This is a genomic window from Albidovulum denitrificans (genome assembly GCF_002973535.1).
GTDB lineage: Bacteria > Pseudomonadota > Alphaproteobacteria > Rhodobacterales > Rhodobacteraceae > Albidovulum > Albidovulum denitrificans.
The window spans coordinates 1-13,992 of sequence record NZ_PVEP01000005.1 but is presented as its reverse complement, the minus strand read 5'-3'; the positions used below and the strand labels follow the sequence as shown (position 1 = coordinate 13,992).

At 65.9% G+C, this 13,992-nt stretch carries 18 protein-coding genes and 1 tRNA gene; 5 read left to right on the top strand and 14 right to left on the bottom strand.

Annotated features, from left to right (window positions below):
* Nucleotides 1–2 precede the first annotated feature (2 nt).
* Entirely contained in the window at nt 3–608 is a 606-nt protein-coding gene (locus LX70_RS11980) for a pyridoxamine 5'-phosphate oxidase family protein (protein WP_105515022.1), read from the top strand.
* Complete coding sequence (locus tag LX70_RS11975) at nt 602–1,165, top strand: DUF2585 domain-containing protein (protein WP_105515021.1); 564 nt, start codon at nt 602–604, stop codon at nt 1,163–1,165. The genes LX70_RS11980 and LX70_RS11975 overlap by 7 nt, the downstream gene beginning before the upstream one ends.
* A gap of 373 nt (nt 1,166–1,538) precedes the next feature.
* On the opposite strand, the gene LX70_RS11970 is transcribed toward LX70_RS11975, so the two are convergent.
* From LX70_RS11970 to LX70_RS11960, 3 genes are all read right to left on the bottom strand, one after another.
* Nucleotides 1,539–2,498 (bottom strand): acetyl-CoA carboxylase carboxyltransferase subunit alpha, encoded by a 960-nt coding sequence (locus tag LX70_RS11970; RefSeq protein ID WP_105515020.1) that lies wholly within the window; start codon nt 2,496–2,498, stop codon nt 1,539–1,541.
* Nucleotides 2,499–2,582: 84 nt separating this feature from the next.
* On the bottom strand, nt 2,583–2,993 hold the full coding sequence (locus tag LX70_RS11965; protein WP_105515019.1) for a Spy/CpxP family protein refolding chaperone: 411 nt from the start codon (nt 2,991–2,993) through the stop codon (nt 2,583–2,585).
* 132 nt (nt 2,994–3,125) lie between these two features.
* A complete protein-coding gene (locus tag LX70_RS11960) occupies nt 3,126–4,085 on the bottom strand; it encodes an L-malyl-CoA/beta-methylmalyl-CoA lyase (RefSeq protein WP_105515018.1) in 960 nt (319 codons plus the stop codon).
* Between the two features lie 236 nt (nt 4,086–4,321).
* On the opposite strand from LX70_RS11960, the gene dgcA reads away from it, so the two are divergent.
* Nucleotides 4,322–5,287, top strand: coding sequence for an N-acetyl-D-Glu racemase DgcA (gene dgcA / locus LX70_RS11955; RefSeq protein WP_105515017.1), 966 nt, complete (start codon nt 4,322–4,324; stop codon nt 5,285–5,287).
* A 95-nt stretch (nt 5,288–5,382) separates the two neighbouring features.
* Complete coding sequence (locus LX70_RS11950) at nt 5,383–6,243, top strand: D-amino-acid transaminase (protein WP_105515016.1); 861 nt, start codon at nt 5,383–5,385, stop codon at nt 6,241–6,243.
* A 70-nt stretch (nt 6,244–6,313) separates the two neighbouring features.
* Here the strand turns inward: LX70_RS11950 and trhA are convergent, their stop codons facing one another.
* From trhA to LX70_RS11930, 4 genes are all read right to left on the bottom strand, one after another.
* A complete protein-coding gene (gene trhA, locus LX70_RS11945) occupies nt 6,314–6,964 on the bottom strand; it encodes a PAQR family membrane homeostasis protein TrhA (RefSeq protein ID WP_105515015.1) in 651 nt (216 codons plus the stop codon).
* Between the two features lie 93 nt (nt 6,965–7,057).
* Nucleotides 7,058–7,369, bottom strand: a complete 312-nt coding sequence (locus LX70_RS11940; RefSeq protein WP_105515014.1) for a hypothetical protein — start codon at nt 7,367–7,369, stop codon at nt 7,058–7,060.
* Nucleotides 7,370–7,453: 84 nt separating this feature from the next.
* Nucleotides 7,454–7,768: a DUF1244 domain-containing protein gene (locus LX70_RS11935; RefSeq protein WP_105515013.1), complete on the bottom strand. Its 315-nt coding sequence runs from the start codon at nt 7,766–7,768 to the stop codon at nt 7,454–7,456.
* Nucleotides 7,769–7,786: 18 nt separating this feature from the next.
* The gene (locus LX70_RS11930) at nt 7,787–8,530 is read right to left on the bottom strand and encodes an N-formylglutamate amidohydrolase (protein WP_105515012.1); all 744 of its coding nucleotides are present in this window, start codon (nt 8,528–8,530) and stop codon (nt 7,787–7,789) included.
* 145 nt (nt 8,531–8,675) lie between these two features.
* Between LX70_RS11930 and pyk the strand changes: the two genes are divergently transcribed.
* The gene (gene pyk / locus LX70_RS11925; RefSeq protein ID WP_105515011.1) at nt 8,676–10,124 is read left to right on the top strand and encodes a pyruvate kinase; all 1,449 of its coding nucleotides are present in this window, start codon (nt 8,676–8,678) and stop codon (nt 10,122–10,124) included.
* A gap of 44 nt (nt 10,125–10,168) precedes the next feature.
* On the opposite strand, the gene LX70_RS11920 is transcribed toward pyk, so the two are convergent.
* The 7 genes from LX70_RS11920 to LX70_RS11890 form a co-directional block, all read right to left on the bottom strand.
* A tRNA-Trp gene (locus LX70_RS11920) sits at nt 10,169–10,244 on the bottom strand.
* A 117-nt stretch (nt 10,245–10,361) separates the two neighbouring features.
* Nucleotides 10,362–10,757 (bottom strand): (R)-mandelonitrile lyase, encoded by a 396-nt coding sequence (locus LX70_RS11915; RefSeq protein ID WP_105515010.1) that lies wholly within the window; start codon nt 10,755–10,757, stop codon nt 10,362–10,364.
* A gap of 104 nt (nt 10,758–10,861) precedes the next feature.
* The gene (locus tag LX70_RS11910) at nt 10,862–12,436 is read right to left on the bottom strand and encodes a GMC family oxidoreductase (RefSeq protein ID WP_105515009.1); all 1,575 of its coding nucleotides are present in this window, start codon (nt 12,434–12,436) and stop codon (nt 10,862–10,864) included.
* Nucleotides 12,437–12,448: 12 nt separating this feature from the next.
* On the bottom strand, nt 12,449–12,970 hold the full coding sequence (locus LX70_RS11905; RefSeq protein ID WP_105515008.1) for a Twin-arginine translocation pathway signal: 522 nt from the start codon (nt 12,968–12,970) through the stop codon (nt 12,449–12,451).
* A gap of 33 nt (nt 12,971–13,003) precedes the next feature.
* Complete coding sequence (locus LX70_RS11900) at nt 13,004–13,399, bottom strand: VOC family protein (RefSeq protein WP_105515007.1); 396 nt, start codon at nt 13,397–13,399, stop codon at nt 13,004–13,006.
* Between the two features lie 91 nt (nt 13,400–13,490).
* Nucleotides 13,491–13,784, bottom strand: coding sequence for a ribbon-helix-helix domain-containing protein (locus tag LX70_RS11895; RefSeq protein WP_105515006.1), 294 nt, complete (start codon nt 13,782–13,784; stop codon nt 13,491–13,493).
* 142 nt (nt 13,785–13,926) lie between these two features.
* Nucleotides 13,927–13,992 (bottom strand): EF-Tu C-terminal domain-related protein (locus tag LX70_RS11890; RefSeq protein ID WP_143706740.1); only part of this gene is annotated, 66 nt, incomplete at its 5' end.

The following is a 13,992-nucleotide window of genomic DNA, read 5'->3' as shown; positions in this document are numbered from 1 at the left end:
CCATGGAGTTCATCACCACCCTCCCCGCGCTCGAGGCGCTTTACGGCACACCGGGCGAGGCGTCGCTGGCCAAGGTCGCGCGGCGGATGACACCCGCCTACCGCGCATGGATCGCCCGCGCCCGCTTTTGCATCCTCTCCACCGTCGGGCCGGAAGGGACCGATGCCAGCCCGCGTGGCGACGACGGCCCGGTGGTGGCCGAGATCGACCCCGGCTCGCTTGCCCTGCCCGACTGGCGCGGGAACGAACGCATCGACAGCTTGCGCAACATCGTCCGCGACCCACGCGTCAGCCTGATGTTCCTCGTCCCCGGATCGAACAACGTGGTCCGCGTGAACGGCCGCGCCAGGGTCACGGCGGACGCCCCCCTGCGCGAGACCTTCGCCAAGGGAGACAAGCTGCCCCGCACCGTGATCCTGATCGAGATTGCCGAGATCTATACCCAATGCGCCCGCGCCCTGATGCGGGCCGGGATGTGGTCGGGCGAGGATGCTTCCGAAGGTCTGCCGAGCGTCGGCGACATCCTGAAAGAAATGACCGAGGGCCGCTTCGACGGCGCGGGCTATGACCGGGACTGGCCCGGCCGGGCGAAGGCATCGCTGTGGTAAAGAACCGTAAACTGCCCTGGCTGCTGACGGGCCTGACTGTCCTTCTGGCCGCCACGATCCTTTACGCGATGGGGCGCCTTCCAATCTGCGCCTGCGGCTACGTCAAGCTCTGGCACGGCGAGACCATGTCGAGCGAGAATTCCCAGCACCTGAGCGACTGGTACACGCCGTCGCATATCATCCACGGGCTGCTGTTCTACGGCGCGCTCTGGCTGGTGGCGCGGCGGCTTTCGGTCGGCTGGCGGCTCTTGATCGCGACGCTGATCGAAGCGGGGTGGGAGATCCTCGAAAACTCCCCCATCATCATCGACCGTTACCGCGCGGTCACGATATCGCTCGACTATTACGGTGACAGCGTCATCAACTCGGTCGCCGACATCCTCGCCATGATGGTCGGCTTCTGGATCGCGCGGAAGGCGCCGCTTTGGGCCAGCGTCACGCTGATCCTGTTCTTCGAGATCCTGACGACATGGCTGATCCGCGACGGCCTCGCGCTGAACGTCCTGATGCTGATCTGGCCGCTTGATGCGGTGCGCGACTGGCAGGGCGCGCTTTAGAGCGTTTCGGGTTTACGTTGAGAAAGTAAGTATCAGAATTCGAACAAAATAAGTTCAAATTCTGATTCAGTGTAAACCCGAAATGCTATAGCGGCGCCCACGGGGTTCGGCGAGAAACTGGACCCAAGCACCTTGCGCGAAACAGCGGCGCTTGCGCCGCCGCGCATCGCCGTTCAAGACCAAGGCCCGGAAACAAGGCGCGCGGAACGCGCGCCGCCGGGCAGCGCCCGACCGCCCCCCGGGCCGGCGCTTCTGCACCGCCCCATGGACCACTAAAGTTGGATGACACGGCACCATAAAGTGCCAGACGACCCCGTCTTGGCGCCCACCCACGGTCGGCCGCCGCCCGGCAATACGACCGCGCCTTCCGGCCTCAGGCCGCCAGCCCCTTCTCGCCCATCGCCAGGAACTTCTGCCGCCGGTCCTTGACCAGATCCGCTGGTTTCCTGCCCGACAGGTCCTTCAACATCGCGGCAAGCTCCTTGCCGACCGCCTTGATCGCGGCGTCCTTGTCGCGCTGCGCCCCGCCCGCCGGTTCGGTGATGATGCGGTCGATCACGCCCAGCTTCAGCAGGTCCTGCGCGGTCAGCCGCAGCGCCATCGCGGCCTCTTTCATGCGCTCGGCATCCTTCCACAGGATCGAGGCGCAGCCCTCGGGCGTGATGACGGAATAGATCGAATGCTCCAGCATCGCGACCCGGTTCGCAGTGGCCAGCGCGACCGCGCCGCCCGACCCGCCCTCACCGATGATGACCGAAATCAGCGGCACGCCGATCTCAAGGCATTTCTGCGTGCAGCGCGCGATCGCCTCGGACTGCCCGCGCTCCTCCGCGCCCTTGCCCGGATAGGCGCCCGGCGTATCGACCAGAGTAACGACCGGCAGCTTGAAACGATTGGCAAGGTCCATCAGCCGGATCGCCTTGCGATAGCCTTCGGGCCGCGCCATGCCGAAATTGCGCTCGATCCGGGTCTTGGTGTCGGACCCCTTCTCCTGCCCGATCACCACCACCGGCTGATCGTTCAGCCGCGCCAGCCCGCCCATGATCGCGTGATCCTCGGCAAAGTTGCGGTCCCCGGCAAGCGGCGTGTATTCGGAAAACAGCGCCTCGATATAGTCCTTGCAATGCGGCCGGTCGGGATGGCGCGCGACCTGGCATTTGCGCCACGGATCGAGGTTCTTGTAAAGATCCTTGAGCATGTCGGCCGCCTTCTTGTCCAGCGCGGCGGCCTCTTTCTCGACGTTCATGCCCTCGCTCTTGCGGGCAAGCGCGCGCAACTCCTCGGCCTTGCCTTCGATCTCGGCCAGCGGCTTCTCGAACTCGAGGTAATTCATGCGGTCCTCCGACGGGCGATGTCAGAGGCTATATGACCGCCCCACCCCGGATTTGCAACGCCGGGATGGGGCGGCACGACCGGCCTAACCAAGCCCGGCAAGCGTGAGAAGCTGGGCGAACTGCTCTGGCGTCAGGACGGAACGCCAGTGGTCGGTACAGTTCGACCGCATCATCACAAGCGCGGCTTCGGTTTCGCCGATTCTGTCGGCCAGCGCCTGACGGTCCGCGACCGGCGCATTGCCAAGGATGGCGGCGCGAAGCTCTGCCCGCAGGCCGATGGCTTCACCCTCCAGCGCCTTGCGCTGCGCGGGCATCACGGCCAGCCAATCCTTCAGCGCGGCGCGCTGCGCCTCGGTCAGGGCCAGCGTGTCGGCATTCTTGGCCAGCACGCCGGTCAGCGCGACGACGGGTTTCGACAGCCCGTTCGCCTCTTGCGCCGGGGCGGACAAGGCGGTTGCCGCGACCAGCGCGGCGGACATGAGAAGCGTTCTCATCAAGGTCAGGGTCCTTCCTTCAAAGATTGATGCGGGAAACCTTCCAGCGGTGGAAGGTTCGGACCATGACCCATGTCAAACCGCGCCGCCCACCCGGCGCGGCATTTTGGCGCGGGGTGGTCGGGCGCCCAGTCAGCCCTTCGCGATCATCTCCGCCTGACGCACGATCACCTCGGCCTGCTTGATCGAGGCGATGTCCACCAGACGGCCCTTGTAGACCGTCGCCCCCTCGCCCCGCGCCTTGGCGGCCTCCATGGCGGCAAGGATTTCGCGCGCCTCTGCGACGGCCTCTTCCGACGGGGTGAAAACCTCATTGGCCAGCGTCACCTGCTTGGGGTGGATCGCCCATTTTCCGACCATGCCCAGCGTGGCAGAGCGGCGGGCCTGGGCGCGGAAGCCCTCATCATCCGAGAAATCCCCGAACGGGCCGTCAACGGGCAGAACCCCATGCGTCCGGCAGGCCGCGACAATCGCCGCCTGCGCCCAGTGCCAGGGATCGGACCAATGCTTAACCCCCTGATGAAACATATAATAATTCTCCTGCGTCCCGCCGATCCCGGTGGTCTGCATCCCCATGGAGGCGGCAAAGTCGGCGGCACCCAGGCTCATCGCCTGAAGCCGGGGGCTAGAGGCCGCGATCTCTTCCACATGGGCGATACCGGCGGCGGATTCGATGATGACCTCAAGCGAGATACGCTTCTTGCGCCCCTTCGCGGCCTCGGCGGCCGTCACCAGCGCATCGACGGCATAGACATCCGCCGCGCAGCCCACTTTCGGGATCATGATCTGGTCCAGCCGGTCGCCCGCCTGTTCCAGAAGATCGACCACGTCGCGATACCAGTAGGGCGTGTCTAGACCGTTGATTCGAACCGACAAGGTCTTGTTGCCCCAGTCCACATCACCGATCGCCTGGATGATGTTCTTGCGCGCCTCGGGCTTGTCGTCGGGGGCCACGGAATCCTCAAGATCAAGGTTGATGACATCCGCCGCCGAAGCCGCCATCTTCTCGAAGATCGCGGGGCGGGAGCCGGGACCGAAAAGCTGGCAGCGGTTCGGACGGGCGGGCGCGGCGGGCTGGAGACGGAAGCTCATCGGCAGTTTCCTTCGGCAATGAAGTTTCGTGACATATCGCAGCGGAGATAGAATATTGCGCTGCGGCGCGCAAGCACGGCTTTGCAGGCGCAGAAAAACCGCGTCGGGAAGTCGTAGGGACCGCGTAGGATCGGCGTAGGGCATCTGTAGCTACATCGTCGGGCGGGGCGCTTGACCTTCGCCCCCCGCGGCGAAAGATACGCGGGCCAACCGCCACACCGCTCAGGACCCCGCCCATGACCCTCACCCTGACACATGACGCCTTTCCGCTGGCCGAGGTCTTTACCATCGCGCGCGGATCGAAGACCGAGGCGCGGGTCCTGACCGTAACGGTGGCGCGCGACGGCGCAACGGGGCGCGGCGAATGCGTTCCCTATGCCCGCTATGGCGAGAGCATGGACAGCGTGGCGGACCAGATCGCGACCCTGCCCGAAAGCGTGACACGCGCGGCATTGCAAGACCTGCTGCCCCCCGGCGCGGCGCGCAACGCCGTCGATTGCGCGCTGTGGGACCTGGAGGCCAAGAAAGCGGGCAAGCGGGTGTGGCAGGTGGCCGGGCTGCCCGCGCCGGGGCCTCTGGTGACGGCCTATACCCTGTCGCTGGATACGCCCGACCGGATGCGGGCGGCGGCGGCCCGGAACGCGGCGCGGCCCGTCCTGAAGATCAAGCTTGGCACAGCCGACGACATGGCCCGGCTTGAGGCGGTGCGGGCGGGCGCACCGGGGGCGACGATCATCGTCGATGCGAACGAAGGCTGGACGGCCGATATCTATGCCGACCTCGCCCCGCATCTCATCCGCCTTGGCGTCGCGCTGGTGGAACAGCCGCTGCCCGCCGGTCAGGACGGGATACTGGCAGAGATCGCGCGGCCGGTGCCGGTCTGCGCCGATGAAAGCTGCCACGACCGCGCGACGCTGACGGCGCTGCGGGGCAAATACGACGTGGTCAACATCAAGCTCGACAAGACTGGCGGGCTGACCGAGGCGCTGGCGCTGCGCGAGGCGGCGGTTACGGCGGGGTTCAGGGTGATGGTCGGCTGCATGGTCGGCTCGTCGCTCTCCATGGCGCCGGCGGCGCTGGTGGCGCAGGGCGCGGCCTTTGTGGACCTTGACGGGCCGCTTCTGCTGGCGCGCGACCGGGCGGCCGCGATCCGCTACGAGGGGTCCACGATGGGGGTGCCTGAGGCAGCGCTTTGGGGGTAAGGCGGCAGGGGCGGCGCGCGGCCGGACGATCATCCCGCCCTTGACCTTGGGGCGGTGAGGGCGGATGAGTAGGCCGTTCAATCAGGAGACCGCCCATGAGCCGCATCGTCTATGTCAACGGGGACTATGTGCCGGAGGAAGAAGCGAAGGTGTCGATCTTCGACCGCGGCTTCCTGATGGCCGACGCGGTCTATGAGGTGACAAGCGTGCTGGACGGCAAGCTGATCGACTTCGCGGGCCACCGGGCGCGCCTTGGCCGGTCGCTGACCGAGCTTCAGATGGACGCGCCGGTCACGGATGACGAACTGCTGGAGATCCACCGCGAACTGGTGAAGCGCAACGGCATCACCGACGGGCTGGTCTATCTTCAGGTCACGCGCGGCAATCCCGGCGACCGCGACTTTGCCTTTCCGAACCCGGCCGTGAAGCCGGGGCTGTTCCTCTTCACCCAGTCCAAGCCCGGCCTGGCGGATGCACCCGCGGCGAAGGCGGGGTGGAAGATCATCTCCATCCCCGATGAGCGCTGGGGGCGGCGCGACATCAAGACGACGCAGCTTCTTTACCCCTCGCTGGGCAAGATGATGGCCAAGAAGGCGGGCGTGGACGATGCCTGGCTGGTCGAGGACGGGTTCGTGACGGAAGGCACCTCGAACAATGCCTATATCGTCAAGGGCCGCAGGATCATCACCCGCGCGCTGAGCCATGACATCCTGCACGGCATCACCCGCGCCGCCGTGCTGCGCATGGCGAAGGAAGCCCAGCTTGAGGTGGAGGAACGCTCCTTCACCATCGAGGAGGCGAAGGACGCGGATGAGGCCTTCGTCACCTCCGCCTCGGCCTTCGTGATGCCGGTGGTGGAGATCGACGGCGCCACGCTCGGCTCCGGCAAGCCCGGCCCGATCGCAGCGCGGCTGCGCGAGATCTATATCGAGGAAAGCCGCAAGGTCGCCGTCTGAGGCGCGCGCCGGGGGTTTTCCACCCCCGGACCCCCGGAGAGTATTTCAACAACGAAGAAGCCGGGCGCGATCAGGCGGTTTGCACGAGGTGCAGCGTCACGGCAGCGTAGAAAACAACACTCGCCGTCAGCACGAGGATGTGCCAGATCGTGTAGTGGAAGGGCAGCCGCTCGAAGAGGTAGAAGAGGACGCCCAGCGTATAGAGCGCGCCGCCGGTGGCGATCAGGACGATCACCGGCGTCGAGAGCGTGGCGAAGAAGGCCCCGCCCGCCAGAAGCCCCGCCCAGCCCATGCCGAGATAAAGCGCAAGCGTCAGCCAGCGGAAGCGGTCGGGGGAAAGGATCTTCAGCCCCACCCCGGTCAGCGCCGCGCCCCAGATCCCGGCGAGAAGCCAGCCGCCCTGCCCGCTCAGCAGCGTGAAGGGCGTGTAGGTACCGGCGATCTTCACATAGATCGCGGAATGGTCGAGCCGTTTCAGAAGCCAGGCCCAGCCCGGATGCAGGATCATGTTGTAAAGCGCCGAGAAGAGGATCATCGCCGCCAGCGCCGCGCCATAGACCGAGATGCCGAAGAGCGCGGTGAAATCGCCCCTGAGGAACGCGGCCAGCGTAATGAGGACCGGCACCGCGATCAGGACAAGGACAAGGCCCGAGACATGGATCACCGCGTCCGAACGCCGTTCGGAGCGGGTGTAGCTGTGGCGTGTCTCAAGAAGCCGCATGATGGGGAATGGTAGCACCGCTTTGGCCCCGACCAGTAGCAAAGAGCGTGAACACTGCGTTTCCGGGGGGACACAAATGCGTGTGGGCCGGGGTCAGGCCGGTTTGCCGTAAAAGCTCGATATATCGAAATAGACCTTCTGGACCTCGGCGCCCCGGCTGATGGTGAAAACCGTGTAGGGGCGGCCGAAAAGCCCGATCTGAAGGTCCTGCCGGTCGAGGTGCCAGCCGGGGCGGTTGGCGGCAAGCCAGGCATATTCCGCATCGACGCCCGAGACCGGAACCGCGCGGTCGGCGCTGCGCCCGTCCCTGGCGACGGTTCCGGCAAGGGGGCCGGGTTCGGTCACGCATCCGGCGAGGGCAAGGGTCAGGGCCGTCAGGCCGAGACAGCGGGCAAGGCTGCGCATGTCATTCCCCGTCTTTGGAAGGCGGACAGGATAGGCCGTGGCCCGCGCCGGGACAACCGGGGGCGGGCCGGGGCCGCCGCCCGCTTACGGTTTTCCGCCGACATTCTCGCGGAAGGCGACCTTGAACGCCGCCTGCTTTTCGGCGTCCGCCTCGGTCTGGTGGGCTGCCTTCCAGTCGTCATAGGGCATGCCATAGAAGACCTCGCGCGCGGCTTCCTTCGACATCTCGATCCCGCGGTCGTTCGCGGCCTCCTGATACCAGCGCGACAGGCAGTTGCGGCAGAAACCGCCAAGGTTCATCAGGTCAATGTTCTGCACGTCGGGGCGCTTGTCGATCAGGTGGTGGCGCAGCGCGCGAAAGGCGGCGGCCTCAAGCTCTATCCTTGTCTGGTCGTCCATCGGGTGTCCTCCTTCGGATCAGAGATTGGCGGCGGCAAGCGCTGCTTCAAGGATCGGCGCCAGACGATCTGCCCAGGCGATCTGCCCGTCCTCGGCCGCGATCAGGTCGTGGCGCAGCTCGATCAGCACGTTGGGACGGCCGGGGCGAAGCGCATGTCGGTCGATGGAATCGCCTTCGAGATGGCCGCCATAGGGTTCGTTCTCCCCCACCACGATACCGGCTTCGCGGCGCAGGAGGTCGAGGAGCGGCAGCGCCAGACGGGTATCGAGATGGGAATAGAGGATGCCGACATGCCAGGGCCGGTCGGCCCGCCCGACGAGCCGGGGGGTAAAGCTGTGGATGGCGCAGATCACCGTATCGACCTGCCGCGCGGCCAGCCCTGCAAGCGCGTCGTGATAGGGCCGGTGGAAGGCGTTCAGCCGCCGTTCGACCTCGGCCGCATCGACGTGGCGGTTGGTGGGAATGACCGTGCCGTCATAAAGCTTCATCACCAGTGTCGGGTCATCTTCGCCCCGGTTGGGGTCGATCACGAGGCGCGAGAAATCGGTCAGGATCGCGGGCGCGCCCAGACGGTCGGCCAGGTGCCGCGTCAACCCGGCGGCGCCGACGTCATAGGCGATGTGGCGCCCCATGTCGGTGGGCGCGATGCCAAGGGACCCGCCGCCGACGCAATCCGGCACCCGGTTGGTGGCATGATCGCAAGTGACGAGCCAGCGCGAGGCGCGGTCGCCATGATGAATGTGAAAGGGCTGATCTGTCATGTTAATGTGATCTTGGGCGTTGAAATCCACAATTAGACGACCCGCGGGGAAAGCGCCAGTTGTCGTAAGCGCCGGATTGCGGCATACAGCGCGGGACCCACGATAGCGCAAACACCACTTGCGCCCGAGAACCGAGGACTATCCGATGAGACGACTCCGCAACGTGAAGATCGTGGCCACGCTGGGGCCAGCCTCAAGCGATTATGAAACCATCCGCGCGCTGTTCGAGGCCGGGGCGGATGTTTTCCGCCTGAACATGAGCCATGGCACCCATGCCGAACAGGCGGCGCGCCATGCGATCATCCGCAAGATCGAGGCCGATACCGGCCGCCCGATCGCGATCCTTGCCGACCTTCAGGGGCCGAAGCTGCGGGTCGGGACCTTCGCGGCGGGCGCCCATGACCTTGAAGAAGGCGATGCCTTCCGCTTCGACCTCGACCCTGCCGAGGGCGACGGCAATCGCGTGAACCTGCCCCACCCGGAGATTTTCGCGGCGCTGGAACCCGGTGCCGCGCTTCTGGTCAATGACGGCAAGATCCGCCTGCGCGTCGAACGCTGCGGCGAGGATTTCGCCGACTGTACCGTGACCACGGGCGGCACGATTTCCAACCGCAAGGGCGTGAACGTCCCCGACGTGGTGCTGCCGCTGGCCGCACTGTCGGAAAAGGACCGCAGCGATCTGGAATTCGCCTGCGAACTGGGCGTCGACTGGCTTGCGCTGTCCTTCGTGCAGCGCCCCGAGGACGTGATCGAGGCGCGCGGGCTTGCGCGCGGACGCGCCGCGATCCTGTCGAAGATCGAGAAGCCCGCGGCGGTGAAGGCCTTTGCCGCGATCCTCGACGCCTCGGACGGGATCATGGTGGCGCGGGGCGATCTGGGGGTGGAACTGCCGGTCCATTCGGTGCCGCCGATCCAGAAGCGCCTTGTGCGCGCTGCGCGGGCGCAGGCCAAGCCGGTGATCGTCGCGACCCAGATGCTGGAAAGCATGATCGAAAGCCCGATGCCGACGCGGGCCGAGGTCTCGGACGTTGCCACCGCGATCTATGAGGGCGCCGACGCCGTGATGCTGTCGGCCGAAAGTGCGGCGGGCAATTACCCGGTCGCCGCGGTCGAGACGATGGACAATGTCGCCCAGTCGGTCGAAAGCGACCCGACCTATCGCGAGGTCATCGAAAGCTCGCGCAAGGTGGACCGCAGGAGCGTGGCCGACGGCATCGTCGCCGCCGCGCGCGAGATCGCCGAGGCGACCGACATCCACGCGATCTGCTGCTTTACCCATTCCGGCACCACCGCGGCCCTTGTCGCGCGCGAACGCCCCTCGGTCCCGATCATCGCGCTGTCGCCGATGGAACGGACGGTGCGGCGGCTTTGCCTGAGCTGGGGGGTCCATTGCGTGCTGACCACCGAAATCATCGACCGCTTCAAGATGGCCGTCGTCAACGCGGCACGGGCAGCGCGGGTCTATGGCTTCGCGACCGATAAGGATCAGATCGTCGTCACGGCGGGCGTGCCCTTCAACGTCACCGGATCGACCAACATCCTGCGCGTGGCGCCCTGCGACGAACGGCTGATCTTCCGCACCGATCCCGAATAGGGGTCGGCGTGGCCGGGTCGTTGGCGATCTGGTGGAAGGTGGCCTGGCAGGGGCAGCAGGGTTCGAACCCGCGACCTACGGTTTTGGAGACCGTCGCTCTACCAGCTGAGCTATACCCCTAAGGCCGGACTGTCACCTACGACGCCGCGACGGCGAAATCAAGCGGGGTTTTGCGGCAAGGGCGGATCAATTCATCCCGCCCCGGCCATGGGCTTTGCGGCGGGAAGGCGCGGCGCCTCAACCCAGGTAATCGGCATCCGCCACGGGGTCGAGCCAGTCGACCGTCTTGCCGTCCAGCCGTTCGTGGATGGCGATATGGCTCATCCCCGTAGCGGGGCCGGCGCCGTGCCAATGTCGTTCGCCCGGCTCGAACCAGACCACGTCGCCGGGCCGCAATTCCTCCACCGGGCCGCCGTCGCGCTGTGCGCGGCCAAGGCCGGAGGTGACGATCAGCGTCTGGCCAAGCGGGTGCGTGTGCCAGGCGGTGCGCGCGCCGGGTTCGAACGTCACCAGCGCCGCGGCGGCGCGGGCGGGCTCTGTCGCCTCGGCCAGCGGGTCGATGCGGACGCGGCCGGTGAACCAGTCCGCCGGTCCCGTGGAGGAGGGGCGGCTGCCGTTGCGGATGATCTTCATCTGTCGTCTCCCGATGTGGTTTGCTTAATATGGGGAAGCGCGGCGCAGCGGAAAAGGGCGCCCCGGTCGCCCGGAACGCCCCTTCCCTGCTGCGTATATCAGGCTCAGATCGCCTGCGCGGTCATCTGCCCGGCGATGTAATCGGCCTGACGGATCGCCAGCGCCACGATGGTCAGCGTCGGGTTCTCTGCCGCGCCTGTGGTGAACTGACTGCCGTCGGAGACGAAGAGGTTGGCGATGTCGTGGCTTTGGCCATGCTTGTTCACCACGCCGTCCTCGGGCCGTTCGGACATCCGGTTGGTGCCGAGGTTGTGGGTCGAGGGGTAAGGCGGCGTCGGAAAGACGCGGGTTGCCCCCACGGCCTTGTAGATCGCCTCCCCCTGCGCATAGGCATGGCTGCGCATGGCGATGTCGTTGGCATGGTCGGAGAAATTGACGTTCGCCACTGGCAGGCCCCACTGGTCCTTCACCTCGGACAGCGTCACGCGGTTCGTCTCCTGCGGCATATCCTCACCCACGATCCACATGCCTGCCATGTTCTCATAGGCATCAAGCGCGGTGGTAAAGCTGCGCCCCCAGCCGCCGGGGTTGAGGAAGGCCGCCATGAACGGGAGACCAAGGCTCAGCGTCTCAAGCTCATACCCGCCGACGAAGCCACGCGCGGGGTCGTGGCGCGCCTCATCCCGGACGATCCCGGCCATGGTGGTGCCGCGCCACATCTTCACCGGCTTCTCGAAGGTCGCATAGACCGAGCCGGTCATATGCCGCATGTAGTTGCGCCCGACCTGACCGGAGGAGTTCGCCAGCCCGTCAGGGAACATCGCGGAGGCGGAGTTCAGCAGCAGGCGCGGGCTTTCGAACGAGTTGCCCGCGACGCAGACCACGCGCGCCTTCTGCATCTGAAGGTTGCCGTCCTTGTCGAAATATTCGACCCCCGTCACCTTGCCGCTGTCGTCATGCAGGATGCGCGCCGCATGGGCGTGATCGCGCACCTCAAGGTTGCCGGTCGCCTCGCCGCGCGGGATGTCGGTATAGGCCGAGGACCACTTGGCGCCCCATTTGCAACCCTGGAAGCAAAAGCCGGTCTGCTGGCAGGAAATCCGGCCGTCATAGTCGACGCTGTTGATCGCCATGTTGCCGGTATGGACTTCCTTGTAACCAAGCGCATGGGCGCCCGCCTCGAAGACCTTGTAGTTGTTATTGCCGGGCAGGCGCGGCCGCCCGCCGACACCGGCGACGCCCAGCTTGGCCTCGGCCCTGTCGTACCAGGGCGCCATCTCGGCGGCGTCGATCGGCCAGTCGAGCAGGTTCGCCCCCTCGACCGCGCCATAATTCGTCAGCGCCTTCCACTCATGATCCTGAAACCGCAGCGACGCGCCCGCCCAGTGGATCGAGGTGCCGCCCACGGCCTTGACGATCCAGGCCGGAAGGCCGGAAAAGTCCTTTGCGACGCGCCAGTCGCCCGACGTCGTCCGGGGATCGGTCCAGGCAAGCTGCCCGAAGCTTTCCCATTCGTCGTTGATGTAATCCTCGGGCAGATAGCGCCCGCCCGCCTCAAGGGCCACGACCTTGACCCCCTTCTGCGCCAGTTCGTTGGCCAGCACCCCGCCACCGGCGCCGGTGCCCACGATGACGACCACCGAGTCGTCGTTCAGATCGAATTTCGCTGCCTCAGCCATGACGTTCCCCCCTCACAGCCAGTCGATGTCATTGAAGCCGCGGTCGATGTAACCGCCCTTGGAAAAGGACTCCCCCTCATAGCCAAAAAGCGGCCAGATCTCCTTCTGGTTATAGAGGCCGGTCACAAGACCGCCCCGCACCGTCTGGAAGAAGGGCGTGTCCTCCATCGCCTGCAAGAGCTTCACCCGGTCCTCTTCCCAGCCGACCGAGGCATAATCGGCAAAGCCCGCCTCTTTCGCGGCGGCATCAAGCGCGGCGATGCCTTCGGCCACCATCTGCTTCTTGTCCTCCGCGTCATAGCCCTTGACGGCGGTGACGTAATACTGGTCCACCAGCCGGTCATGCGGGTAGATGTCGCGCGCCATCTGCACCAGCGTCGCCATCTCATGCTCGGTGATCGTGGTCACCTCAAGCGCCCAGGCGGCATCGGGCGCGGCGATAAAGCCCGCCCCCGTGACGCACAGCGCGCCGGCCGCCACCGCGCGCGACAGAAGCGCGCGCCGGGTCAGCCCCGTCTTGTTCAGTCTTTCCATCTTCTCCTCCCTGAAACGATGGATGGCGGCGCTTCAGAGGAAGCGGCCGCCACGCTGGATGACCTCGATCTGGTAACCGTCGGGGTCGGCGATGAAGAAAAACCGCGCGACGAGCGTATCGCCATTGCGGAAATCGACGAGCTTGCGGGGGCCAAGGCCCTCGCCCTCAAGCCGGGCGTGGAGTGTGTCCACATCCGCGACCGAGACGGCAAGATGGCCGTAGCCATCGCCAAGGTCATAGGGTTCGCTCCGGCCCTTGTTGACGGTCAGCTCAAGCTCGAACGTGCTGTCGGCATTCGACAGATAGATCAGCGTGAAGCCGTCAAAGTCGAGCCTGTCGGCGACATTGAGCCCGAAGGCACGGGAATAGAAATCGACCGATCGCGCCTCATCGAGAACACGGATCATCGAATGGATCATCTTGGCCATCGGCCCTCCAAATCTGTCTGATCTGGTAAGGTTAGATGACCAATTCGGCGGCGTGGTAGTAGCGGGATACTACAGCGCGATATTCGCCCCGCTATTCGGCCGCAAGCCGCGCACCCTCTTCCATCTCATACTCGCCAAGGTGGATGGTGCAGGCGCAGCGCAGAAGCGAGGTGAAGTTCGGCGCCTCGCCATGAAGCTCAAGCACCTCGGAATGCAGCCGGGAGATGAAGGCGGGCGTGGACAGCCCCTCTTTCGCGGCGATGTCGTCGAGGATGCGCCAGAAGGCGCGTTCCAGCCGGATCGAGGTCGATTGACCGTTCAGCCGCAGACGGCGGGTTTCGGATGCGTAGCGGGCGGGGTTCTGCCCGGCAAAGATCTGGCACATGGTCCGCTCTCCCCATCGGATGACAGTGCGAGGGGCGATCTTGGACCGCACCCGGCGAATCGTCAATCTCGCGGGGAACGCAAAAGGGCCGCCACGAAGGGCGGCCCCGTAGGATGGGCAATATTGCCCATCCTACATGCGATCACTTGATGATTTTCGACACGACGCCCGCGCCGACGGTGCGGCCGCCTTCGCGGATGGCGAAGCG

Coding starts and splice junctions, on each gene's coding strand:
- LX70_RS11980 (WP_105515022.1), top strand. CDS start 3: ATGGAGTTCATCACCACCCTCCCCGCGCTCGAGGCGCTTTACGGCACA.
- LX70_RS11970 (WP_105515020.1), bottom strand. CDS start 2,498: ATGAATTACCTCGAGTTCGAGAAGCCGCTGGCCGAGATCGAAGGCAAG.
- LX70_RS11965 (WP_105515019.1), bottom strand. CDS start 2,993: ATGAGAACGCTTCTCATGTCCGCCGCGCTGGTCGCGGCAACCGCCTTG.
- LX70_RS11960 (WP_105515018.1), bottom strand. CDS start 4,085: ATGAGCTTCCGTCTCCAGCCCGCCGCGCCCGCCCGTCCGAACCGCTGC.
- dgcA (WP_105515017.1), top strand. CDS start 4,322: ATGACCCTCACCCTGACACATGACGCCTTTCCGCTGGCCGAGGTCTTT.
- LX70_RS11950 (WP_105515016.1), top strand. CDS start 5,383: ATGAGCCGCATCGTCTATGTCAACGGGGACTATGTGCCGGAGGAAGAA.
- trhA (WP_105515015.1), bottom strand. CDS start 6,964: ATGCGGCTTCTTGAGACACGCCACAGCTACACCCGCTCCGAACGGCGT.
- LX70_RS11940 (WP_105515014.1), bottom strand. CDS start 7,369: ATGCGCAGCCTTGCCCGCTGTCTCGGCCTGACGGCCCTGACCCTTGCC.
- LX70_RS11935 (WP_105515013.1), bottom strand. CDS start 7,768: ATGGACGACCAGACAAGGATAGAGCTTGAGGCCGCCGCCTTTCGCGCG.
- LX70_RS11930 (WP_105515012.1), bottom strand. CDS start 8,530: ATGACAGATCAGCCCTTTCACATTCATCATGGCGACCGCGCCTCGCGC.
- pyk (WP_105515011.1), top strand. CDS start 8,676: ATGAGACGACTCCGCAACGTGAAGATCGTGGCCACGCTGGGGCCAGCC.
- LX70_RS11915 (WP_105515010.1), bottom strand. CDS start 10,757: ATGAAGATCATCCGCAACGGCAGCCGCCCCTCCTCCACGGGACCGGCG.
- LX70_RS11910 (WP_105515009.1), bottom strand. CDS start 12,436: ATGGCTGAGGCAGCGAAATTCGATCTGAACGACGACTCGGTGGTCGTC.
- LX70_RS11905 (WP_105515008.1), bottom strand. CDS start 12,970: ATGGAAAGACTGAACAAGACGGGGCTGACCCGGCGCGCGCTTCTGTCG.
- LX70_RS11900 (WP_105515007.1), bottom strand. CDS start 13,399: ATGGCCAAGATGATCCATTCGATGATCCGTGTTCTCGATGAGGCGCGA.
- LX70_RS11895 (WP_105515006.1), bottom strand. CDS start 13,784: ATGTGCCAGATCTTTGCCGGGCAGAACCCCGCCCGCTACGCATCCGAA.